This window comes from Corallococcus carmarthensis (genome assembly GCF_003611695.1).
Lineage (GTDB): Bacteria > Myxococcota > Myxococcia > Myxococcales > Myxococcaceae > Corallococcus > Corallococcus carmarthensis.
Window position 1 is genome coordinate 1 of the sequence record NZ_RAWE01000117.1, and the last position, 22,119, is coordinate 22,119.

Consider the following 22,119-nt stretch of genomic DNA (forward strand, 5'->3'; position numbering starts at 1 on the left):
CCCCTCCCGCCGCCGCCTGTGCGAGGGGCCCCGCCCTGGCCTCCCGCGCGCCCCTCACCGCGAAGGACAGCCTGCCCCGCGAGCTGCTCGCCACCCTGTGCGAGCGATGTGCGCCCGCTGACAATCCCTGCGGCCAGGCCGTGACGCGCGCGTTGCAGGAGGCCTCGCGGCGGCAGAACCCGGCATTGCAGGAGGCAAGCTGGAGCCTGGAGCACGCGGGGCCCGCCCTGGGCGCGGCCTGCCAGGAGCTCGTGCGCCAGGCCGTGGGGCCCGCGGCCGTGACGGGGCCGGAGGTGGAGCCGCAGTTGCTGGCGCTCGCGGAGGCCCTGGCGCCCACGTGCGTGAAGACGGGCCAGTTGCCTGCCCCGCTGCTGAACGCGGCGGCGGTGCAGCAGGGCTCGCGGGCGCCCCAGCTGGCGACGCTGCACACGGGGCGCGCGGTGGAGACCCGGCCCATCGAACCGGATCAGCCGACGGGGGCGGGAGACGCGTTCCGGGCGTTCGACCGGGACGAGCTGTCAGGGGTGAAGCTGCCCATGGCGGGCACGGGCTCGGACGGAGCGCTGCGGCTGGGCTACGCGCCGGCGCTGAAGTACGCGGTGTCCTTCCAGGTGCGGGCCACGGGACCGGGCTCGCTGCGGGCACACGTTCGCGCGCCGGACGGCGTGGGGCACCCGGGGCCAGAAGGGACGGGCTTCTTCGTGGATCCCACCGTCTGCCGCTTCCAAGGCACTGGCAGGTGGGAGATCTGCAAGCCCGCGGCCCCCCTGCTCGACGTGGACGCGGTGAGCGTCCTTCCGGAGCGGCCAGGGGTGGAGCTGAAGGAGCTGGAGATCATCGGCGCCCGGTAGCGCGGGCGCCATGACGCACGCGGCGCCGGAGAAGGTCCGACGTCGCCCGCGTGGGTCTCAGGCGATGAGGCCGCGCTCGCGAGCCTGACGGAAGATGGGCGCCGCGTCCCGCTTCAGGGCGGTGGAGACGTCCTTGACGATGGCGTCCGCCGACTTGGCGACCGACAGATAGTTGTCGAACGTGCGCGTGAGGATGAGCACGCCCGAGATGATGACTCGCTGGAGGTTGTGCTGCAGGTCCGTGCCCTCGTAAACGAGCCAGGACTGCTCACAGTAGCGGCGGCCCTCGGCGACCATCTGGTTCAGGTGCGCGCGCTCGGTCGCGTCGGGAACCTTCGCCTTGGGGCTGATGGACGCGATGTAGAGCACGTTCGTTCCCAGCCGCTGCGTCGCCTCCTCCATCTGCGCCATGATGGCCTGGACGTCGTCCTTCGTTGGCGGGTTGTGCCAGCGCGAGAACAGGACGCGATCGATGAGTTCGGATTGGTACGTGGCAGACACGAATCCTCCGGGAGGCGAACGCTGATGACGACGCGGGCCGCTTCGTCGGCACGGCCCGCGCCGCAGGGCGGAATCTGTACCAGGATCGCAGAGGCGGTTGAAGAGTAGCGGACACACGCATGCACCTTTGGCGCGCCTGTGTGCCAGCCACGCTGTGAGGATGCAGTGCAGTTGGACAACTGCACCTGGGTCGCAACCGACACGCCGGGCATTTCTGGGAGTTCAGGGCACCGTCGGGCGTGCGCGGGAGGCCAGCACGGCCTTCACATCGTCCAGCGTCAACCCCAGGGAACGCACCGCGACGAGCACGTGGAAGAGCACGTCGGCGGCCTCTTCGGCGGCCCGGTGCGTGTCCGCGTCCGCGCAGGCGGTGACGAGCTCCGCGGCCTCCTCGCCCAGCTTCTTCAGGCGCAGGTTCCGGTCGTCCAGCAGGCGCCGGGTGTAGCTGGGTTTCGCACCTTCCGGGAGAGGGCCTGACGCACGGGCGGCGAGCGTCGCGTCCAGGTGCGCGAGCGCATCCCAGCGGCCCTCGCCGAAGCAGGTCTCCTCGCCGGTGTGGCAAGCAGGGCCGGCCTTTCGCACGCGCGCGAGCACCGCGTCGCCGTCGCAATCCGCGCAGAGGGAGACGACCTTCTGGGTGTTCCCGCTGGTGGCGCCCTTGTGCCAGAGGCCGCGCGTGCGGGAGCGGTAGTGCATCTCACCGGTGGCGAGCGTGCGCTCCAGCGCCTCGCGGTCGGCGTGCGCGACCATCAGGACGTCGCCGGTGCTCGCGTCCTGCGTCACCACCGTCACCAGCCCCTGGCCCTTGTCGAAGTTCAACGTGGAGAGGTCCAGCGTCATGGCTGGACTCCCGTGCGCAGCACCTCGCGCACGCGCTTCGCCAGCGCCGCGTTGGTGGCGATGCCGTCACCGCCGAACGCCGTGCGCGTGCCCTTCCAGTCGGTGAACACGCCGCCGGCCTCCTCGATGATGGGTTGCAGGGCCGCCGCGTCCCAGGGCGACAGGCCTTCATCCACCATGACCTCCGCGCGGCCGGTGGCGACGAGGAGGTAGCCGTAGCAGTCCCCCCACGTGCGGGAGAGGGACGCCTGCCGTGACAGCTCCTTCCACGCCGCGCCCTTCGCGGGGTTCTGGAGGAAGCGCTCGTCGGTGACGAGCACCACGGCCTGGGCCAGCGAGTCCTGCTCCGACACGCGCGCCGCGGAGCCGTTCCAGAAACAGCCCAGGCCCGGGGACGCGACGAGCAGCTCGTTCACGGCCGGGAAGTAGGCCGCGCCCGCGAGGATGGTCTCCCCTTCCGCCACCGCGACCAGCGTGCCCCACAGCGGCACGCCCCGGATGAACGTCTTCGTGCCGTCGATGGGATCCAATATCCAGCGGCGCTTCGCGCCCGGACGCGACTCGCCGAACTCCTCGCCCAGGATGCCGTCTTCGGGGAAGCGTGACTCCAGCCATTCACGGGCGGTCCACTCGGCGGTGCGATCCGCCACCGTCACCGGCGTTCCGTCGCTCTTGGTGTCCACGGCGATGCCGCGCCGGAAGAAGTCCAGCGCCACGTCGCCAGCCTTGCGCGCCACGTCGGCGGCGGCCTCCATCAGGTCTCGGGGATCCGCGTTCATGTCGTGCTCCGGATGGCGATGCCGTTGTCTTTCAGCAGGGACTTCAAGGCGCCCACCGTGGTGAGACCATCGTGGAGGATGCCCGCGACCAGGGCCGCATCCGCCGCGCCGAGGGTCAAGGCATCGCGCACGTGCTCCGCGCGGCCCGCGCCCCCGGAGGCGATGACAGGCACGTCCACCGCCTCCGCCACCGCGCGCGTCAGGTCCAGGTCATAGCCCGTGCGCGCGCCATCCCGGTCGATGCTGGTGAGCAGCACCTCGCCCGCACCGCGCCGGACGCACTCCTTCGCCCAGGCCACGGCGTCCAGGTCGGTGGGGCGCCGGCCGCCGTGCGTGTAGACGCGGTAGTGGTCTCCCTCGCGCTTCGCGTCGATGCTGGCCACCACGCACTGGGCGCCGAAGCGCTCCGCGCAGCCGGTGAGCAGTTCGGGCGTGGCCACCGCCGCGGAGTTGATGCTCACCTTGTCCGCGCCAGCCCGTAGCGCGCGCCCCACGTCGTCCACGGTGCGCACGCCTCCGCCCACCGTGAGCGGGATGAAGAGGCGCTCCGCGGTGCGCTGGACCAGGTCCCACAGCGTCTGCCGCTCCTCGGCGCTCGCGGAGATGTCCAGGAAGGTCACCTCGTCCGCGCCGGCTTCTTCGTAGCGACGTGCCAGCTCCACCGGGTCGCCCACGTCGCGCAGGCCCTCGAACTGGACGCCCTTCACCACGCGTCCGCCCTTCACGTCCAGGCAGACGATGATCCGTCGGCGGAGCATCACTTCACCTCCAGGGAGACGCTGCCCTTCATGCTGAAGACGACACCGGAGTCCACCATCGCATCGCGCAGCGCGAGCCCCAGCGCCTTGAAGGCGGCCTCGGTGAGGTGGTGGCTGTCCTTCCCGCGCAGCACGCGCAGGTGGAGCGTGATGCGCGCGTGTTCGCAGAAGGAGCGCATCCAGTGCTCATACAGCCGGTTCTTCAGCGGGCCCCGGTAGTAGAAGCGCCCGCCCGCGTCCAGGCACGCCTGCACCAGCGCGTCATCCATGGGCAGGGTGCGTTCGCCGTAGCGCGCCGCCGTGGCGGGGATGACACGCTGGACGGCGGTGCCCAGGGTGATGGCCACGTCCTCCATCAAGTGGTGGCGCAGGTCGCCGCGAGCGTGCAGGGTCAGGTCCAGCCCCGCGTAGCGCGCGAAGGTGGCGAGCATGTGGTCGAAGAACTTGAGGCCCGTGTCCACGCGAGCCACGCCTGTACCGCGCGCCAGCTCCACCGTGATCTGGGTCTCCTTCGTTTCGCGGACGACCGTGGTGACCGTACTCATTGCGTGAACTCCCGCGCGACCGCGCGCGCATCCAGCCGTCCCGTGTAAAGCGCCATGCCCACCACCGCTCCGTGCGCGCCCACCTTCGCCAGCGCGCGCAGGTCCTCCAGCGTCGTCACCCCCCCGGAGGCGTAGAGCCGGTGCCGGCTCGAACGGGCCACCTCCTCCATCAAGGGCAGGTCCACGCCGTCCAGCTGTCCCTCCTTGTGCACCGCCGTGACGAGCATTCCGCCCAATGGCAGCGGCTCCAGCGCGGACAGCACGTCGCGGATGTCGCGCGCGCTGCCGGCCGTCCAACCTCGCGTCACGACCTCGCGGCCCTTCACGTCCGCGGCGACCACCACGCGGCCCGGGAAGCGCTCCGCGACGCCGGTGAGCCAGGCCAGGTCCTCGATGGCGCGAGTCCCCACGACGACCGAGGACGCCCCGCCCGCGAGCACCGCCTCCACACGCGAGGCATCGCGAACACCGCCGCCCACCGTGAAGGTGAGGCCCGGAACATGTGACACCAGCCGCTCCACCACGTCCGCGTTGGAGCCCTTGCCCAGCGCCGCGTCCAGGTCCACGACATGGAACGTCCGGAAGCCCAACGCGAGCCACTGCTTCAAGGCATCCAGCGGATCATTCACGCGCACGCGCTCCGCCTCGTAGGAACCACCCACGAGCTGCACGCACGCGCCTTCCCGCAGGTCGATGGCCGGGATGGCGATCATGAGGACACCTCCTGGAGGAACGCCTGCACGAAGCGCACGCCCGCGTGGGAGGACTTCTCCGGGTGGAACTGCACGCCCAGCACATTGCCGCGCCGCACGGAGGCGGGGAACCGGTCGTCCTCGTGGGTCGTCCAGCCCACCACCTCGCGCGAGTCCACGGCGCGGCACACGAAGCTGTGCGCGTAGTACACGGCGGACAATCTCGCGGACTTCAGCGCGCGGTCCTCCTCCACATCGTTCCAGCCAATCTGCGGAACATGCCGCGCGGCCAACCGGGTCACGCGGCCCGGGAAGTAGCCGAGTCCCTGCCCTGCCCCCTCATCGCTCTCGTCGAAGAGGAGCTGCATGCCCAGGCAGATGCCCAGGCACGGCAGGCCCGCGTCCAGCGCCTTCCGCATCGCCTCGCGTCCCGGAGCCAGCCGCGCCGCCGCGGATCCAAACGCACCCACGCCGGGCAACACCAGGACATCGGTGTCCAGCGCGCGCAGCGGATCCTCCTGCACGCGCACGTCCGCGCCGGGCGTGGTGGCCAGCGCCTTGATCAGCGAGTGCAGGTTGCCCGCGCCGTAGTCGAACAGGGTCACCCGCATCACAGCACCTCCTTCAGGGCCTTCAGCGCCGAAGCCATCATCGGCCAGGGACCGCAGCCGATGCGCAGGGCATCCCCCACACCCGTGAGCCCTTCGAACACCCGCACGTTCACGTTGCGCTCCCGCAGCGCATCCCCCACCCACCGCGCCGCCGGCACGGGGACGAGGAGGAAGTTTCCCTCCGAAGGCAGCGGCTCCAAGCCCAGCGCCTTCAATCCGCCGCGCAGCCGCTCACGGTTCTCCACCGCCTCCGCCGCGCAGGCCTCCATCCACGGGACATCATCCGTGAGCGCGGACACCGCGATGGCCTCCCCCAGCGTCGTGTGCTTGTAGGGCCCCCGGGCCTTCTCCACCTCCGCGACCAGGCAGGGCGCGCCAACGCCCCACCCCACTCGCAGTCCCGCGAGGCCGAACGCCTTGGACATCGTGCGCGTCACCAGCACGTTGGGCCGCGTCCGCGCCAGGTCGAGGAAGTCCCCGCCCCGCGCGAACTCCACGTAGGCCTGATCAATGAGCACCACGCCCGGGGCCTGATCCACCAACCGCTCCACCGCCGCGCGCGAGGCCACGGTGCCAGTGGGGTTGTTCGGCGTGCACACGTAGATGAGCTTCGCCCCTGTGGCGAGCAGTCCCTCTACGTCCAGATCATGGTCCGCGCGCAGCGGCACGGGCAACGGCTTGAGCGCGCTCAAGCGGGCGAACATGGGCACCATCACGAACGTGGGATCCGGAAAGGCCACCACGTCTCCGGGCTCCAGGAAGGCCCGCAGCGCGCAGTCGATGACGTCATCGGAACCGCAGCCCGTCGTCACGTTCTCCACCGCGACGCCCGCGAACCGGGCCACGGCGCGCTTCAGGTCCGGCGCATAGCCGGCGGGATAGCGGGACAGCCGCAGGAAGCCCTCCTCCCGCAGCACGCGATCCGCCGAGGGCGGCGCACCGAACAGGTTGGTGTTGTCGCTCAGGTCCACCCGGCACGGCTTCTTCGCCGGGGAGTACAGGGGGATGTCCCGATACGTGTCGCGGAACGGAATCACGGCGCCCTCCAGGCCCGCGCCGCGGCCGCGTGGGCGAAGAGGCCCTCGCTGTCCGCCAGCGTTCCCACGTCCTCCGCCATCGCCGCCGCCGCTTCGGGTGTCACGCGTTGCCACGTGGTCCACCGGTAGAAGTCCAGCACGCTCAGCCCCGAGTACGCCCGGGCCAGGCCCGCCGTGGGCAGCACGTGATTCGCGCCCGTGAGGTAGTCGCCGAACGCCACTGACGCGCGCTGCCCCACGAACACCGTGCCCGCGTTGCGAACGCGCGCCAGGTCTTCCGAAGGCTCCGACGTCGCGAGCAGCAGGTGCTCCGGCGCGAAGTCCGCGACGAAGGGCCAGGCCTCCTCCAACGAATCGATGCGCAGCACCGCGCCCCGGCTCCCGAGCGCCGAAAGGACGATGTCGCCGCGTTGTGCGACGCGGGCCTGCTGCTCCACCACATCCCGCACCGCCTGCGCCAGCTCGGCGCCCACCACCAGCGCCACGCAGCAGGCTTCGGGGTCGTGCTCCGCCTGGGCCAGCAGCTCGCGCGCCACGGTTTCCGGACGGGCGGTCGCGTCGGCGATCACCAGGATTTCGCTCGGGCCCGCGGGAGCGTCGATGGCCACCGCGTCCACCACCTGGAGCTTCGCCGCGGCCACATACGCGTTGCCCGGCCCGACGATGCGGTCCACCCGGGGAACGCTCTGCGTGCCGTAGGCCAGCGCCGCCACCGCCCCCGCGCCACCCAGCGCGAAGACCCGATCCGCACCCGCCAGCGCCGCCGCCGCGAGCACGCCCGCGCTCGGCAGACCGTCCGGCCCGGGCGGTGAGCAGACGATGATCTCGCCTACGCCCGCCACCTTCGCGGGGACCACGCCCATGAGCACACTGCTCGGATACACCGCCCGGCCTCCGGGGGCGTACACCCCGACGCGGCTCAGCGGATCCGGCCGACGGCCCACCACCACGCCGGGTTCCGTCTCCACCTCGATGGCCTGGGGACGCTGCGCCACGTGCGCCCGGGTGATGTTGCGCGCCGCTCGGGTCAGCGCCTCACGGACCTCGGACGGAAGTGATTCCAGCGCCGCGTTCCACCGTTCGCGAGGAACCTCCAGCGCCGCCAGCTCCACCCGGTCGAACTCCCGCGCGAAGTCGAAGAGGGCCCGGTCACCTTCCGCACGCACGCGCGCGATCAGTGCCTGGACGCGGGACGCCACCAGGGCATCCGACTCTCCCGTCCGCGCCAGCAACCGCCGCCGCGAATCGGGATCCAGCGAGGACAACGCCCCCTGGTACTTGAGGATGGAGGCGCTCATGCCATCAACCTCTCGATGCGCGTGACAAGGATGCCCTGGCCGCCCAGCGCCTTCAGCGCGTTGACCGTGCGGTAGAGGGTCCGCGACGAGACCACCGCGTGCACCGCGACGAAGTGGCCGCCGTTCATCACGTCCACCACCGTGGGGCCATTGAGGCCGGGGAGCACCTCGCGCACCTGCTCCAGGGAGGTCTTCGGGACGTTGGCCATCAGGTAGCGCCGCCCTCGCGCCGCCAGCACCGACCCCAGCGCCTGCGTCAACTCCTCCAGCGCGCGCCGCGCTTCCAAACCGTTGCGCGGATACGCCACCAACCGGGCGCTGGACTCGAGCACCGTGGCCACTTCCCGCAGGCCGTTCATCTTCAGCGTGGAGCCCGTGGACGTGAGGTCCACCACGATGTCCGCGATGCCCAGGTGCGGAGCGATCTCCGCCGCTCCGCTCACAGGCACCACCGTCACCTTCTGCCCTCGCTGCTGGAAGAAGGCCTGCGTCAGCCGGGGGAAGCAGGAGGCCACCCGCACCCCGTCCTTCACGTCCTCCACGCGGGCGATGCCGCTCTCGTCACGCGCGGCCACCACCAGCCGGCAGCGGCCGAACTCCAGGTCCATCAGCGACTCCAGCTCGCGTCCGGCCTCGTTCACCAGGTCCCAGCCGGTGACACCCGCCTGCGCGGCGCCGTCCGCGACGAACTCCGGGATGTCCTGGGCGCGGACGAAGATGGCTTCGAACTCGCCGCCCAGCGACGCGGTGAGGGCCCGCTCGCCCCGAGCGCGCACCTCCAGGCCCGCGTCGTTGAACAGCTCGCGCACTTCCTCGGACAGACGTCCTTTGTTGGGCAGGGCAATCTTCAACATGGGTGGGCTCGGGGGACTGCGGTGGCGGAAACGAAAAAAGGCCCGTCCTGGGGGGACGGGCCTTCGGTCACTGCGGCATTTGCCAGAAGTGGGTGCGTTCTAGTGCGTCACCCAGGCATGCGCGCGGCGAACGGTCCCGTCATGGGCCGGCCGATGATGCGCATGGTGGTGATGCAGGGACGTGGAACGCACGGCCCTAGGGTTAACGACCGGAGGCCTTGACGTCAAGTCACCCCAAGTCATCGCCTGTCTTGACGCTTGCAAACCCGGGCTCGCTTGAGCACAAGCGCCGCATGGCAACCTCCGACGTCCTCGTGGTGGGCGGTGGTGTGATGGGCTGTGGCATCGCGCTGAGACTGCGTCAGGCCGGTGCGCGCGTGACGGTGCTGGAGCGCTCCATCCCCGGCGCCGAGGCCTCCAGCGCCGCGGGCGGCATCCTCGCGCCCCAGTGGGAGGCCGACGGACCGGGCCCCTTCTTCGAGCTGTGCCTGCGAAGCCGCGCTCTCTACGGAAGCTTCGCCACCGAGCTGCGCGAGCTCTCCGGCGTGGACATCGCGTACCGGCCGTGCGGTCTCTTGCGCGTCGCGTTCGACGAAGCGGATCTCCATCACGTGGAGTCCACCGTGGGCTGGCAGCACGGCATGGGGCTGCGCGCCGAGCTGCTCGACGGCAAGGCCGCGCGCGAACTGGAGCCGCACCTGTCCCCCACCGCCGTGGGCGCCGCGCACTTCCCGGATGATCACCAGGTCGACAACCGGCTCCTCGTGCGCGCGCTCACCATGGCCGCCGCGCGCGTGGGCGCGGTGTTCAAGAGCGGCTACGTGCGCGGCGTGGTGCACGAACACGGCCGCGCGGTGGGCGTGGACCTGGACGGCGAGGTGCTGCGCGCGGACGCCGTGGTGCTGGCGGCGGGCTCGTGGTCGTCCCTGGTCCAGGGTGCGGGCGTGTCGGCGCAGGCGGTGCGCCCGGCGCGCGGGCAGATGGTGCAGTTGCAGACGCGGCTGCCCCTGCTGGAGCGGGTGGTGACGTCCGCGAAGGGCTACCTGGTGCCGCGCGCGGACGGGCGGATCATCGCGGGGAGCACCATGGAGCACGTGGGCTTCGACAAGCAGGTGACCGCGGCGGGCCTGGCGCGGATCCTCGACATGGCGCTGGAGCTCTGCCCGGATCTTGGAAGCGCACCCGTCACGGAGACCTGGGCCGGCTTCCGCCCCTGGACCCAGGACGCGCTGCCGTACATCGGCGCAGGCCCCACGCCCGGCCTGTTCCTCGCCACGGGCCACTTCCGCAACGGCATCCTCCTCACCCCCATCACCGCGAAGCTCGTCGCCCAGGCCGTGCTGGGAGAGAAGCCCTCGGTGGACCTCACCCCCTTCCGGTACGACCGCGGGACAATGGCGCGCGGATGACGCAGGGCGCCTGCCTGCCCCACTCCGGACGGCGGGGAATGGCCCGAGGACCGGAGACGTTCACCCGGGCGCCAGGGCTCGCCCCCCACCCTGGATGGCAGGGAGGCGAGGGGGTGATGATTTCTCGCACTCGTTCGCCTTTAATCCCTGGAAACCTCTAGAATCTTCGGCCGTGGAAGCCATCCCCCCCGCACCCCCCAGAATCCTGATCGTCGACGACGACGATTCCGTCCGCGACGTCATCTCCGTGCTCCTCCGCGAGGAGGGCTACAACTGCGTCGTGGCCAATGGCGCCGAGATGGCGCTCGACGTGGCGGGTGAAGAAGAGACGCCGCTCGTCATCAGCGACATGAAGATGCCGGGCCGCGACGGGCTGTGGCTGCTGGAGAACCTGCGCGAGCGGCTGCCGGACACGTCCGTCATCATGCTCACCGGCTACGGCGACACCGAGTCCGCCGTGGACTGTCTGCGCCGGGGCGCGGTGGACTACCTGCTCAAGCCACCCAAGCTCACCGACCTCATCCGGGCCATCGAGCGCGCGCTCGCCAAGCGGCGCATCGAGATGGCGCGCAAGCGCTACCAGAAGAAGCTCGAGGGCAAGGTGCGCGACCGCACCGCCGAGCTGCGCAGCGCGCTGCACAACATCGCCAACACGTACCAGAACACGCTGCTGGCGCTGGTGGCGGCCCTGGACGCGCGCGAGCACGAGACGAGCGACCACTCCCAGCGCGTGGTCAGCTACACGAGCGCCATCGCCAGCCGCATGGGCATCCGCGGCAAGGAGATGGAGGAGATTGGCCGCGGGGCGCTCCTGCACGACATCGGGAAGATTGGCGTGCCGGACGCGGTGCTGCTCAAGCCGGGCAAGCTCACCCCCGACGAGTGGCTGGAGATGCGGCGTCATCCGGAGATCGGCTTCCAGATGATCCAGAACATCCCCTTCCTCTCCACCCCGGCGGACATCGTCCTGTCGCACCAGGAGCGCTACGACGGCGCGGGCTACCCCCGCAACCTCCAGCGCAACGAGATCCACATCGGCGCGCGCATCTTCGCGGTGGCGGACACGCTGGACGCGATGACGAGCGACCGGCCGTACCGCAAGGGCACGACCTTCGCCAACGCCATCCAGGAGATCAAGCGCTGCGCCAACACGCAGTTCGACCCGGACGTGGTGAAGGCGTTCCTGGACATCGGCGAGGAGGGACTCATCCGCATCAAGAAGGAGATGGCGGAGAAGAAGCTCAACCCGATGCAGGCCGCCGCGGACGCCGCTGAATCCGAGGCCGAGCTGGCCCGGCTCACCGACCTGGACGACGAGCCGGACTCCCCGCCGGTCGGAAGCACGGCCACGCCCATTGGCGCGCCGCCCGCCGTCATCCGTTCAGCGTCCGGCACCGAGGGCTGAGCCTGCCTTCGGGAAGCGGTGCCTTTCCCCGGCAGGGTTGCTATCCATGAAGGCGGAAGGCCCCGCGATGACCGCCCCCCTGCCCGCTTCGAATCCGCTCGCCCCGCCGCTGTGTGACGCCCAGGGGCGGCGCATGACGTACCTGCGGCTGAGCATCACGGACCGCTGCAACTTCCGCTGCACGTACTGCTCGCCGGCGTCGTGGGGTGGGAAGAAGGACCTGCTGGACGCGGGCGAGTTCGAGCGCATCGTCTCCGTCTTCGCGCGCATGGGCATCCGCCGCGTGCGCCTGACGGGCGGCGAGCCGCTTGCCCGGCCGGACATCCTGGAGATCGCCCAGCGCATCGCCGCGGTGTCCGGCGTGGAGCACCTGGCCATCACCACCAACGCCAGCCGCCTGGAGTCCCTGGCCGTGCCGCTGCGCGACGCGGGCGTCACCCAGCTCAACCTGAGCCTGGACACGCTGTCCGCGGAGGTGTTCCGGCGCATCTCCAAGCAGGGGGACTTCGCGGCGGTGCTGCGCGGCATCGACGCGGCGGCGGGCGCGGGCTTCCAGTCGCTGAAGCTCAACGTCGTGGTGATGCGCGGCATCAACGACGGGGAGGTGCCGGAGCTGGTGACGTACGCGCACGCGCGCGGCATCACCCCGCGCTTCATCGAATTGATGCCCTTTGGCCAGGGCACGCCGGTGCCCACGGCGGAGCTGCTGGAGCGCCTGGCGGCTTCAGGCCGCGTGCTCACCGAGGAGCCGGCGGAGAACGCCGCGTCGCCTACGTCCGGTCCGGCGCGCTACTGGCGCACGGAGGGTGGGCGCGTGGGGTTCATCTCCCCGCTGACGCAGAACTTCTGCGGGGGCTGCAACCGGGTGCGGGTGGCGTCCAACGGCGACCTGCGCAGCTGCCTGGGCGGCCGGGCGCAGGCGCCGCTGCATCAGCTCATCCGGGGCGGCGCGACGGATGAGGAGCTGGCCCTGGCCGTGCGCCGCGCGCTGGGGGAGAAGCCGGAGGGGCACCGCTTCACGGAGGCCGGAAACGGCGCCACGCTCCTGCCCATGATGGGCATTGGCGGCTGAGGGCTACTTCACCAGCCGCAGGTTCACGGGGTAGCGGTAGAGCTCGCCGTCATTGGCCTTCAGGCCGGCGATGACGCTGAACACCAGCGACGCCACGAAGACGATGGCTCCCGTGACGAGGCCCAGGCCCAGCGCGCAGATCAGGATGCCGGAGACGAACATCGCGATGGTGGTCGTGATCTGGAAGTTGAGCGACTCCACCGCGTGCGCGCGGACGAAGGACGACTCCTTGCCCTTGGTCAACATCAGGAACAGCGGCACCGCCCAGCCCAGGACGCCCGCGCCCACCACGAGGCCGGCGACGGAGCCCAGATGGGCCAGCATCCCCATCGTCTTCTCGTCCTGCGTCGCCGTCGGCGAGCCGGTGATGAACGTGCCGAACTGCTGATCCTCGCGCTGCCCTGGGTCCATGAAACGCCCTCCAAATTTGAATGGGGCGCGACGGGTGCGCCCGGATGGGGCGCAACATGACATGCCGTGTCGGTGCCTGTCATCCAGCGGACAGGGGCCGCGCCAGGAGGCCCCCGCCCGCCGGCAGGCTTCAGCGGTACAGCTCGTGGCCCGCCTTCTTGAATTCCTCGCTCTTCTCCTTCATCCCCTCCTCCAGGGCCTGGGCGTCGTTGACGCCGACCTTTTCCGCGTAGTCGCGCACGTCCTGGGTGATCTTCATGGAGCAGAAGTGCGGGCCGCACATGGAGCAGAAGTGCGCGACCTTGGCGCCTTCCGCGGGGAGCGTCTCGTCGTGGAAGGCGCGGGCGCGCTCGGGATCCAGGGACAGGTTGAACTGATCCTCCCAGCGGAACTCGAAGCGCGCCTTGGACAAGGCGTTGTCGCGGGCCTGCGCGCCCGGGTGGCCCTTGGCGAGGTCCGCGGCGTGCGCGGCGATCTTGTACGTGATGACGCCTTCCTTCACGTCATCGCGGTCGGGCAGGCCCAGGTGCTCCTTGGGCGTCACGTAGCAGAGCATCGCCGTGCCGAACCAGCCGATCATCGCCGCGCCAATGCCGCTGGTGAAGTGATCGTAGCCCGGCGCGATGTCCGTGGTGAGGGGCCCCAGCGTGTAGAACGGCGCCTCGTGGCACACGGCGAGCTGCTTCGTCATGTTCTCCTGGATGAGATGCATGGGGACGTGGCCGGGGCCTTCGATCATCACCTGCACGTCGTGCTTCCAGGCGACCTTGGTCAGCTCGCCCAGCGTCTCCAGCTCGCCGAACTGCGCGGCGTCGTTGGCGTCGGCGATGGAGCCGGGGCGCAGGCCGTCACCGAGGCTGAAGCTGACGTCATACGCCTTCATGATCTCGCAGATCTCCTCGAAGTGCGTGTAGAGGAAGTTCTCCTTGTGGTGGGCCAGGCACCACTTGGCGAGGATGGAGCCGCCGCGGCTGACGATGCCGGTGAGGCGCTTCGCGGTGAGCGGGACGTACTGGAGGCGCACGCCGGCGTGGATGGTGAAGTAGTCCACGCCCTGCTCGGCCTGTTCGATGAGGGTGTCGCGGAAGATGTCCCAGGTGAGCTCCTCTGCCTTGCCGTTCACCTTCTCCAGCGCCTGGTAGATGGGCACGGTGCCGATGGGCACGGGCGCGTTGCGGAGGATCCACTCGCGCGTCTCGTGGATGTTGCGGCCGGTGGACAGGTCCATGACGGTGTCCGCGCCCCAGCGGATGGACCAGACCATCTTCTCCACTTCCTCCTCGATGGAGGACGTGACGGCGGAGTTGCCGATGTTGGCGTTGATCTTCACCAGGAAGTTGCGGCCGATGATCATCGGCTCCACTTCGGGGTGGTTGATGTTGGCGGGGATGATGGCGCGGCCCCGGGCAATCTCATCGCGCACGAACTCCGGGGTGATGACGCGCGGAATGGAGGCGCCCCAGGAGTGGCCGGCGTGCTGGGCGGCGAATGAAGCGTCGAGCTTCTGGTTCTCGCGCACGGCGACGTATTCCATCTCCGGCGTGATGATGCCCTTGCGGGCGTAGTGCATCTGGCTGACGTTGGCGCCGGCCTTGGCGACACGGGGCTTGCGGATGTGGCTGAAGCGCAGGCCGTTGAGGCGCGGGTCGGCTTCACGGGCGCGGCCGTATTCGGAGGTGATGCCGGCCAGCTCGTCGGTGTCGTTGCGGGCGCGGATCCAGTTCTCACGGACGGGGGGCAGGCCCCGGCGCAGGTCGATGTCCGCGGCGGGGTCGGTGTAGGGGCCGCTGGAGTCGTAGACGTAGACGGGAGGGTTGGGGGTTTCAGGGCCCGCGTGGCCGTGGTGACGCGTGGGCGTCTGGGCGATTTCGCGCAGCGGGACGCGGAGGTCGGGGTGCAGGGACCCGGACACGTAGACCTTGCTCGAGGCGGGAAGCGGGCCGCGGCTGATTCCCTCCAGCACCTTCCCGTCGACCTTCAGGCTCTTGGACGCTCCACTCATCGGACGGCTCCTCGTGAGAACGGACGGGAGACGGGACGGGAGCGTGGAGCCCCCACACCGCTTCCCTCCGCCGGTACTAACCGGTTCAGGTTCAAAGGGTCGGGCGCGGCCACGCGTCCGTCTCAGCCCCCTTCCGGAGGCGCCCCTAGCGACTGCGGAGCGGTGTAGCGCAGGGGCAAGCGGGCTTCAACCCGGGCGGACCTGAGACTGGGGACAGTGGACGCATGGTGGCCCTGCGGGGAGGGCCAAGCGCGCCAGCCGTTGCCATGGCCAATCCAGACGCCACGATTCCGGGCCGCGATTCATCCCAAACAACTTGCATGGCGAGGGGTTCTTTACGCGCACCAACGTGTTCCCTTGACAACGCTTGAAAGGATCATGTTTAGGACTTCTGGGATAGGAGAAGTCCGACATGAAGGTAATCGTTGGGGGAAGTCGTTTCTGGGGGATGCTCGCCCTGCTGTCAGTGATGGGGTGCAGCGGGAGTGGAACGTCAGGCGAAGGCGTACCGCATGCCTCACCACCAGTCCTGACGGAGCACCGTGCCCGCGAAAACGGCACCGGACAAAAGACCCTGGGTGAGGACTGCACCAGTGGCTCTCATTCGGATTGCGCGTCTGGGCTCTGCCTGCACGCCGCGACACAGGGCCCCGCCCGTGCGGACACGGGTTACGTCTGCAGCCGCATGTGCACGAAACCAGCGGACTGCCCGGCGACCTGGCAGTGCCAGCAATTGCTCCCGACCGCCCCGGAGCGCCTGTGCGTCCCGCCCAACGGATGGACGGTGCAGCAAACGCGCGAAGTCCAGCCTTCGGACCACCGGTAGCGCCCTCTCTCGTTCCAGTTCACTCAAAGCTACGGACACACATAGGCATGCTGCCATCAGCCCGAATCGCCCTCTTATCCATCATCCTGCTCGTCTTTGCTCCTCAGGCCTCCCTGGCTCAGGGATCATGCACGGGATGGACCGCATCCGCCTGCGATGGCGAGGTCATGTATGCATGCCATTGCGACGGAAAACCAGGAGGAGCCTACTCCACATGCACAGGCTGGGGCTGTTATTACAACCCAATTGACCCAATCTACGACCCACAGACCCAGTCACAGAAAGCCGTATGCTGGGGCTTTGGCTTTGGTGGGCCTTGCACCGAGGCCAGTCTCCAGCAGTACGGCAAGGAATCCACCTGTAGCGAGTCGTGCACCACGCCGCCTCCGGATTGCTCGGATGGCAAGTGCGCCTGCGGCGTCAACGGCGAAGTCCTGCCATCCATTGGCGACCCGGTGAATGCTCTCACCGGAGAGAGCATCCTCGTTGAAACCGACCTGGAACTGACCAGCAGTGTCGCGCCCGTGAAATTGACGCGTCACTACACCTCATCCACGAAGACCTGGGCGCAAGAAGACATGGCCCGGCTGGTGCCCAAGCCTTTCGGCGCCAATGCCACCAACACCAACTCCTTGAATTGGTGGCACGAATACTACAGCTTCATCCGTCTCGGTTCCTCCTCGTGGGTCGTCGTCAAGGGAACGGGCGCGGTAACCCGTTTCACGCCTTGCACCGGCGCGAATTGCATGGCGACGCCTTCAGGCGGCTCCGCCAACAAGCGTGAACGCCTACAGAGCATCTCCTCAGGCTACGTGCTGACGGAAGCAGGCGGTCGCAAGCTATATTTCGAAGCGAAGCACGTCCAGGCGGGAGGCACCCGGGTGCGCTACTTCCTCAGCCGGATCGTGTCTCCGAGCGGGGTGATGGAGGCAACGCTGGGTTACGCGGCTCCCTCGGGACTGAGCTGCCCCATGGGTAACACGGGGACTGACAGCGGCGTGCCGTACCTCAACTACGTCACCAGCGTCTCCACTTCTCTGCATTTCCAGTATGCCAATCTCACCTCCGCGACAGGTGCTTCCGAGTGCGTGCTGCGCAGCGTGACCCGGTGGGGAGAGTCCACCCCCGCGGTGACGTACTCCTACAGTCTGGATTCCGGAGGGGTGGAACGTCCCGGGCAGCTGGCGCAGGTCGCCCTGTCCGGCCGCACGGTCAGATACAACTACTCGTCTGCCTCGTTCACTTCTTCGGTGTACACAACCATCGGCAACCTCCTGATCACGAAGCACGACTATTCCACCACCGGGGCTGTTTCAGCCTCGACCACGGTGGGCGAGCAGCTGACGCTGGGGACCCTGACGGCATCCACCTGCGTCGCCGGGAGCAACTGCTGTGGCGTGCAGCCGCAGAAGCGCACCGTCTACGACGCCGCGGCTGGCCGCGGAGATGGAGACACCGGGACGACGGGTTACAACCGGACCTACGACGTCCTGGCGGACGTCACCCAATCCGCGACCCCGCGCCTCTACCAGACGACGGATGCATGCACCGTCTCCAACGCCTGCAGCGCGGGAACCGAGCGCTATGAGTGGGCCTGCGCGACGGGAGGGCTGCCTGCCTACGAGAAAGCCCGCAAGAACAAGCGCGACTTCTGGGAGGTCTACACCTACGCCTCACCGGCCGCCGGCACGGGCATCCCAGCCTCTGTGCTGGAGAAGACAGGCATCAAGCACGGCGCGCAGGATATGAGCGGCACGGGAGCCCTGGAGGAGGAAACCTTCGCGTACACCTATGGGCCCAACGGCGAGCAACTTCTCAGTGCCGAGGAACGACCAAGCGTCTTGGGGGCGGCTGGCCAGAAGGCACGTACCTTCCACCGCTACGACAGCACTGGACGCAGGTCCGCTACGATCCAATCCGGTTGGACACGCGTCTTCAACGCGGCGACCGGAACCTGGAGCAGCCAGCAACGCTGGGTCGGCACCTTCCTCCTCACGGTGCGCACGGGAGAAAGCACTCCCGATCCCCTGGGCCGCACCGTTGAAGAGCACGGTCCCTGCCTGGTGGCCAGTGAAGCCGCGACGGACTGCCCATCCGGGAGCCTCTTCCCCATCAAGCAGACCTTCTACTGGCCAGCGACGGAGACGACACCCCGGCGCAGCCAGCGCCAGAGGGAAGCCCGCTTCCCGGCCGGCCTCGCGAGCACTCCGTTGGAGACGTTCTTCAATACCTACGACGCCAGCGGGCACGTCACGGAGATGGTGGATTCCAATGGCGTCACCACCCTCTCCACCTATTTCGCAAGTGGCCAACTGGCCTCACAGACAGTGCGACTCACCGGACAGCCTGACGCGGTGACCAGCTATGGATATGACGCCGCGCACCACCTGACCTCCATCAAGTATCCAGAGGGAAACTACGAGCTCTTCTGCTACGGCACGGCGGGTATTGATTTCTGCGCGGGCCCGCTCTCCGACAGGCTTCAGTGGAAGGCGAAGTCATCCAACGTGATGGGCACCGGCTGGGCGGAGAAGGTGCTCTACACCTACTGGCCGGATGGCACGCTGAAAGAAGAGCGCTACCGGGACCTTTCCAGCACCGTGCGGAAGGTGATGTCCCACGCCGCGGATGCCCACCGGCGTCCCACCTGGAAGAAGGCTGGCGAGGGGGTGGGAAGCTTCAGGTCGATTGTCAGGAGCTATGACGGCAACAACAATGTCACTGGCATTGGCAATGGCTTCAACATCTCCCCAGCCTGGTGCGCGGCGGGACCTGATGGCCAACCCACGTCTGATCAATGCTCCACCCTCCAGTACGACGGCGCGGACCGCCTCCAGCGCATTGATGAGCACCCCCTATCGGGCGTTACGGCCCGCACGTGCCTCAAGCATGATGCACACGGCAACGTCACCAGTGTGGATTCGGGACTGTCCACCGCGACGGATTGCGCGACGGCGGTTCCCTCGGCCAATGCTTCGCGTTACCAGTTCGACGACTTTGGACATGTGGTCGAGGTGACCCTCGCGGCCATGGGAAGCGGCAGCACTGCTGGAATCACACGCTTTGCCTATGATGGCTTGGGCAATCAGGTGGTGAAGCAGACTCCCGCAATGGCCGCCGCACACGCTCGGGACCACCTCGCATCCAGCTTCGACCCCATGGGCCGGCTTCTGGCGACCGTGCACAATTCGCCGCTGGTCCCCGGTGGCGCGGAGGGGCTCTTCGCCCAGGGCTATGATGAATCCGCCAGCCTCGACGCGTCATGCGGCACGCTGACCAACACGCGTGGAAGACTCCTCTACCGCGACGACTCCTTCGGCCGTACCTGGTTCAGCTACGACGCCGAGGGCCGCAAGTTGAAGGAGATCCGACTGAGGACGGGCACCACCACCTGCAGTCCTGGAACGCCCTTCCAGAATCCCCACACCCTCTATACCTATACGCTCAATGGCAACCTGAAGACGGTGACCTATCCGTACGGCCGCATGGCCACCTACAACTACGGGACCGGCGCGCTCACCGACCGCGCCGAAAGCGTCTACGTCTGGCGCTACAACAGCAGCGGCTCCACCAATGAGCAACTGCTCTCCCAGATCGCATGGGAGCCCTATGGCGGGCTGCGTGGTTACCGCACCCACTACGTGATGACGGGCCTTACCGGCAGCGTCGAATATGCGCTTGGCGGTGATGCCTCCGCGGGAGCGACCTGCGCCACAGCCCTGCCCAGTGTCTCCACCGGAGACTACACCGGCCGCACCCGTGCCCTCTGGGTGTCCACACTGACGTCGGGCACGAACTACGTTCCCGGTAGCGGTAACGGCAACGTGCTGAAACAGTTCTACACCTGGCAGGCAAACCAACTCGTGAACACAACCTCCTGCCTCCTGGGTGCGACCACGGCCAGGGCAGAGGGCTACAGCCATGACTGGATGCTGCGCGTCACTGGAGCTACGGGAACGCTCTCGACGCAAGGGGGCGCCTTCACCTCACGAGCCTTTGGTTATGATGGACGCGGCAACCGCATCTCGGAGTCTGGCGAAGCCAACTCCTGGGCCCTCGACTACACCAGCACGGGCCATCCGGATTGGCTCATGGCTCGGAACTCCACCCAGTCCGGAGCCCAGCTTGGCTACGCCTATACCTACGACGCGGACGGACGCGTTTCACAAAAGACGTGGCGCTCCATGGACTCCCAGGGCAATGCCTTCCACCTTGACTTCACATCAGGGCCGTCCGCCCATGGCGGAGCGGAGACTGTCTTCAAGGCCGTCAGCGTCAATGGGCTGACCTTCAACTACTTCTATGACTCCCAGGGCCAGCGCCGACTGAAGGACTACCCGACCGGCATCAAGGACGAATACTTCTACAACTCGACGCAGGGATTGATCGTCGACCAGGGCAACACCGCCTCCATCGCCGCCACCACCCACCCGGTGGACGAATACATCTGGCTGGACGACAGACCCGTCGCGGTCCTGCGTGGCAAGCTGGACGCTTCGTGGGGACACCTTTCCGACGGAACCACGGACTGCACTCGCGATGGCCAGGCGGCCGCCTGCGGCTTCTACCACCTCGTCACCGACCACCAGGGCAAGCCTGTCATCATGCTGGATGACCGAGGTCGCGTCACCGGCACGGGCGAGTACGACGTTTTCGGCCACGTCAATCGAGTCAGCGTGGACATCGAGACGCCGCACCCGTACGCCGTATCGACCTCGGGCCCTTTCGGCTCCGTCATGAAGCAGCCCGTCATCGCGGGCACCAGCCTGCATCAGCGCGTCCTCTTCGACAGCTCGGACCTCTGGAGTGATGTCGAAGCATGCACGGCCGCCGCCAGCCTGGGCCTCAATGACACCGTGTCCATCCGCGACGAAGACACCAGCGCGGTGCTGACGACCCAGATGCCCTGGGACCCGGGGCGCACCTTCACCCCCTGGTTCACGCCAGGCGCTGCTGGCGTCCGCGCGGTTCTCAACAACACGGGCTTCTCGAGTTGCTCGCTCAGCGGCTCCAGTTGCACCTGCAGCGCCCTCCCGACCTCGAAAGCAGAACAGGGCGCCGTCATTTCCGCCTACGAGTATCGCCGCTTCGAAACGGGCGCCTCGCCGTTCTGGACGCCCCTGCGCTTCCCCGGCCAGTACCACGACGCGGAGACGGACCTCTTCGAGAACTGGAACCGGTATTTTGATGCAAGCACCGGCCGTTACCTCCAGCCAGAGCCGATGTTGCAGAACGCCAAATGGATGGAGAAGAAGGCGAAGGACGGCGGAAGCGTGCCCTCGTATGCGTACGCGAACAACAGTCCCGTTCGTCTGAGTGACCCCACGGGTCTTGACGTCTATCTCTTTGACGAAGGTTTCCACTGGGGCGTTGGTTTCGATGTGGACTGCAGTCCGGTCAAAAAGAACCAATGCCGTTTTGATGATCCCACGGTCATTCGGATTGATTACTGGTGCACGAGTGGATGGCAGGACTGCCTCACTTCTGGCGATGCAAGCCACAAGGAGATCTCGGGCCCCTTGTCGTTCATTGGTGGAGATGCCGAGATGGTCGTGACGTGTTCCGCGGATTGCGAGACCACCCAGCGTGCACTTGAGGCGGTTCGGGGCTACTGCACCGGGAAATACAACCTCTTCACTCACAGTTGCCGGACCGCGGTTCGAACCGCCTTCTCGATCGCAGGATGTGCGCTCCCCAGCGACCCCAACTATCCGATCCGCCTTTAGTCATTCCTGGATGAATCCGCCGTTCCTCCCAGGGAACGGCGGATTCGCTCCATTTCAAGCGGTTTCCGGCAAGGAATCGATGCCGGAAGTATCCTCCCCGGAATGCTCATGACCCGTTCAACATGGCTGGCACTTGTCGTCGGTGGCCTGCTGGGATCCATCATCACCTGGGGATTCATGCGGACACTGGAGCGTCTCATCTGGGGAAAGGCCGTCCCGGTGAGTTTGCGTTCTGGGCGCACGCTGATGTGGCCCTCCTCCACGCCAGGAAACACATGCCCGGGCGAGCCAGCGGGAGGGCTTCTGGCGGGAACGCGCGGGATCCTCTGGTCGAACGGCTCGGTGCGTCGACTGCGTGTCGAGTCTCAGTGGGTCGAAGGCGCGCTGAATGATGTGGAGGTCCTGCAAGAAGGCGCGGACGTCATCCCCATCTGCTCGGAGCCCACTTCCACGGTGGAAGCCCATCCGCCCTGACCAAGGCAGACCAGGTGGAAGGGCCCTT

General features: G+C 68.1%; 18 protein-coding genes and 1 riboswitch. Of the genes, 6 read left to right on the forward strand and 12 right to left on the reverse strand.

The features are described from left to right. A partial coding sequence (locus tag D7X32_RS45570; protein ID WP_120605416.1) for a hypothetical protein occupies positions 1-851 on the forward strand: 851 nt, incomplete at its 5' end. Between the two features lie 57 nt (positions 852-908). On the opposite strand, the gene D7X32_RS26815 is transcribed toward D7X32_RS45570, so the two are convergent. The 10 genes from D7X32_RS26815 to hisG form a co-directional block, all read right to left on the reverse strand. Next, positions 909-1,352 (reverse strand): DofB protein, encoded by a 444-nt coding sequence (locus tag D7X32_RS26815; RefSeq protein ID WP_120605417.1) that lies wholly within the window; start codon positions 1,350-1,352, stop codon positions 909-911. 222 nt (positions 1,353-1,574) lie between these two features. Beyond that, entirely contained in the window at positions 1,575-2,192 is a 618-nt protein-coding gene (gene hisIE, locus D7X32_RS26820) for a bifunctional phosphoribosyl-AMP cyclohydrolase/phosphoribosyl-ATP diphosphatase HisIE (RefSeq protein ID WP_120605418.1), read from the reverse strand. Continuing rightward, positions 2,189-2,971 carry a histidinol-phosphatase gene (hisN, locus tag D7X32_RS26825; RefSeq protein WP_120605419.1) on the reverse strand — a complete coding sequence of 261 codons (783 nt, stop codon included), beginning with the start codon at positions 2,969-2,971 and terminating at the stop codon, positions 2,189-2,191. Before hisN ends, hisIE begins: the two co-directional genes overlap by 4 nt. Next, on the reverse strand, positions 2,968-3,729 hold the full coding sequence (hisF, locus tag D7X32_RS26830) for an imidazole glycerol phosphate synthase subunit HisF (RefSeq protein ID WP_120605420.1): 762 nt from the start codon (positions 3,727-3,729) through the stop codon (positions 2,968-2,970). The genes hisN and hisF overlap by 4 nt, the downstream gene beginning before the upstream one ends. Further along, a complete protein-coding gene (locus tag D7X32_RS26835) occupies positions 3,729-4,274 on the reverse strand; it encodes an imidazoleglycerol-phosphate dehydratase (protein WP_120605421.1) in 546 nt (181 codons plus the stop codon). The genes hisF and D7X32_RS26835 overlap by 1 nt, the downstream gene beginning before the upstream one ends. After that, positions 4,271-4,987, reverse strand: a complete 717-nt coding sequence (locus D7X32_RS26840) for a 1-(5-phosphoribosyl)-5-[(5-phosphoribosylamino)methylideneamino]imidazole-4-carboxamide isomerase (protein WP_120605422.1) — start codon at positions 4,985-4,987, stop codon at positions 4,271-4,273. Before D7X32_RS26840 ends, D7X32_RS26835 begins: the two co-directional genes overlap by 4 nt. Further along, a complete protein-coding gene (gene hisH, locus D7X32_RS26845; RefSeq protein WP_120605423.1) occupies positions 4,984-5,577 on the reverse strand; it encodes an imidazole glycerol phosphate synthase subunit HisH in 594 nt (197 codons plus the stop codon). The genes D7X32_RS26840 and hisH overlap by 4 nt, the downstream gene beginning before the upstream one ends. Further along, positions 5,577-6,614 carry a pyridoxal phosphate-dependent aminotransferase gene (locus tag D7X32_RS26850; RefSeq protein ID WP_120605424.1) on the reverse strand — a complete coding sequence of 346 codons (1,038 nt, stop codon included), beginning with the start codon at positions 6,612-6,614 and terminating at the stop codon, positions 5,577-5,579. The genes hisH and D7X32_RS26850 overlap by 1 nt, the downstream gene beginning before the upstream one ends. After that, complete coding sequence (hisD, locus tag D7X32_RS26855) at positions 6,611-7,912, reverse strand: histidinol dehydrogenase (RefSeq protein WP_120605425.1); 1,302 nt, start codon at positions 7,910-7,912, stop codon at positions 6,611-6,613. The genes D7X32_RS26850 and hisD overlap by 4 nt, the downstream gene beginning before the upstream one ends. Further along, on the reverse strand, positions 7,909-8,766 hold the full coding sequence (hisG, locus tag D7X32_RS26860; RefSeq protein WP_120605426.1) for an ATP phosphoribosyltransferase: 858 nt from the start codon (positions 8,764-8,766) through the stop codon (positions 7,909-7,911). The genes hisD and hisG overlap by 4 nt, the downstream gene beginning before the upstream one ends. Before the next feature lie 293 nt (positions 8,767-9,059). Between hisG and thiO the strand changes: the two genes are divergently transcribed. The 3 genes from thiO to moaA all read left to right on the forward strand — a co-directional run bounded on the left by thiO (position 9,060) and on the right by moaA (position 12,652). After that, positions 9,060-10,175 carry a glycine oxidase ThiO gene (gene thiO, locus D7X32_RS26865; protein WP_120605427.1) on the forward strand — a complete coding sequence of 372 codons (1,116 nt, stop codon included), beginning with the start codon at positions 9,060-9,062 and terminating at the stop codon, positions 10,173-10,175. A 172-nt stretch (positions 10,176-10,347) separates the two neighbouring features. Next, the gene (locus D7X32_RS26870; RefSeq protein ID WP_120553569.1) at positions 10,348-11,580 is read left to right on the forward strand and encodes an HD-GYP domain-containing protein; all 1,233 of its coding nucleotides are present in this window, start codon (positions 10,348-10,350) and stop codon (positions 11,578-11,580) included. 67 nt (positions 11,581-11,647) lie between these two features. Continuing rightward, positions 11,648-12,652 carry a GTP 3',8-cyclase MoaA gene (moaA, locus tag D7X32_RS26875; RefSeq protein ID WP_120605439.1) on the forward strand — a complete coding sequence of 335 codons (1,005 nt, stop codon included), beginning with the start codon at positions 11,648-11,650 and terminating at the stop codon, positions 12,650-12,652. A gap of 3 nt (positions 12,653-12,655) precedes the next feature. Here moaA and D7X32_RS26880 read toward each other — a convergent pair whose 3' ends face one another. Further along, positions 12,656-13,063: a DUF4870 domain-containing protein gene (locus D7X32_RS26880; RefSeq protein ID WP_120605428.1), complete on the reverse strand. Its 408-nt coding sequence runs from the start codon at positions 13,061-13,063 to the stop codon at positions 12,656-12,658. 130 nt (positions 13,064-13,193) lie between these two features. After that, positions 13,194-15,065, reverse strand: coding sequence for a phosphomethylpyrimidine synthase ThiC (gene thiC / locus D7X32_RS26885; protein WP_120605429.1), 1,872 nt, complete (start codon positions 15,063-15,065; stop codon positions 13,194-13,196). A gap of 45 nt (positions 15,066-15,110) precedes the next feature. After that, positions 15,111-15,222: riboswitch (TPP riboswitch) on the reverse strand. Between the two features lie 1,124 nt (positions 15,223-16,346). Here thiC and D7X32_RS26890 point away from each other — a divergent pair. Together D7X32_RS26890 and D7X32_RS45080 are read left to right on the forward strand one after the other, a co-directional pair. Beyond that, positions 16,347-21,617 (forward strand): RHS repeat-associated core domain-containing protein, encoded by a 5,271-nt coding sequence (locus D7X32_RS26890; protein ID WP_158625772.1) that lies wholly within the window; start codon positions 16,347-16,349, stop codon positions 21,615-21,617. A gap of 102 nt (positions 21,618-21,719) precedes the next feature. Further along, entirely contained in the window at positions 21,720-22,091 is a 372-nt protein-coding gene (locus D7X32_RS45080) for a hypothetical protein (RefSeq protein WP_147450276.1), read from the forward strand. The last annotated feature ends 28 nt before the right edge of the window (positions 22,092-22,119 follow it).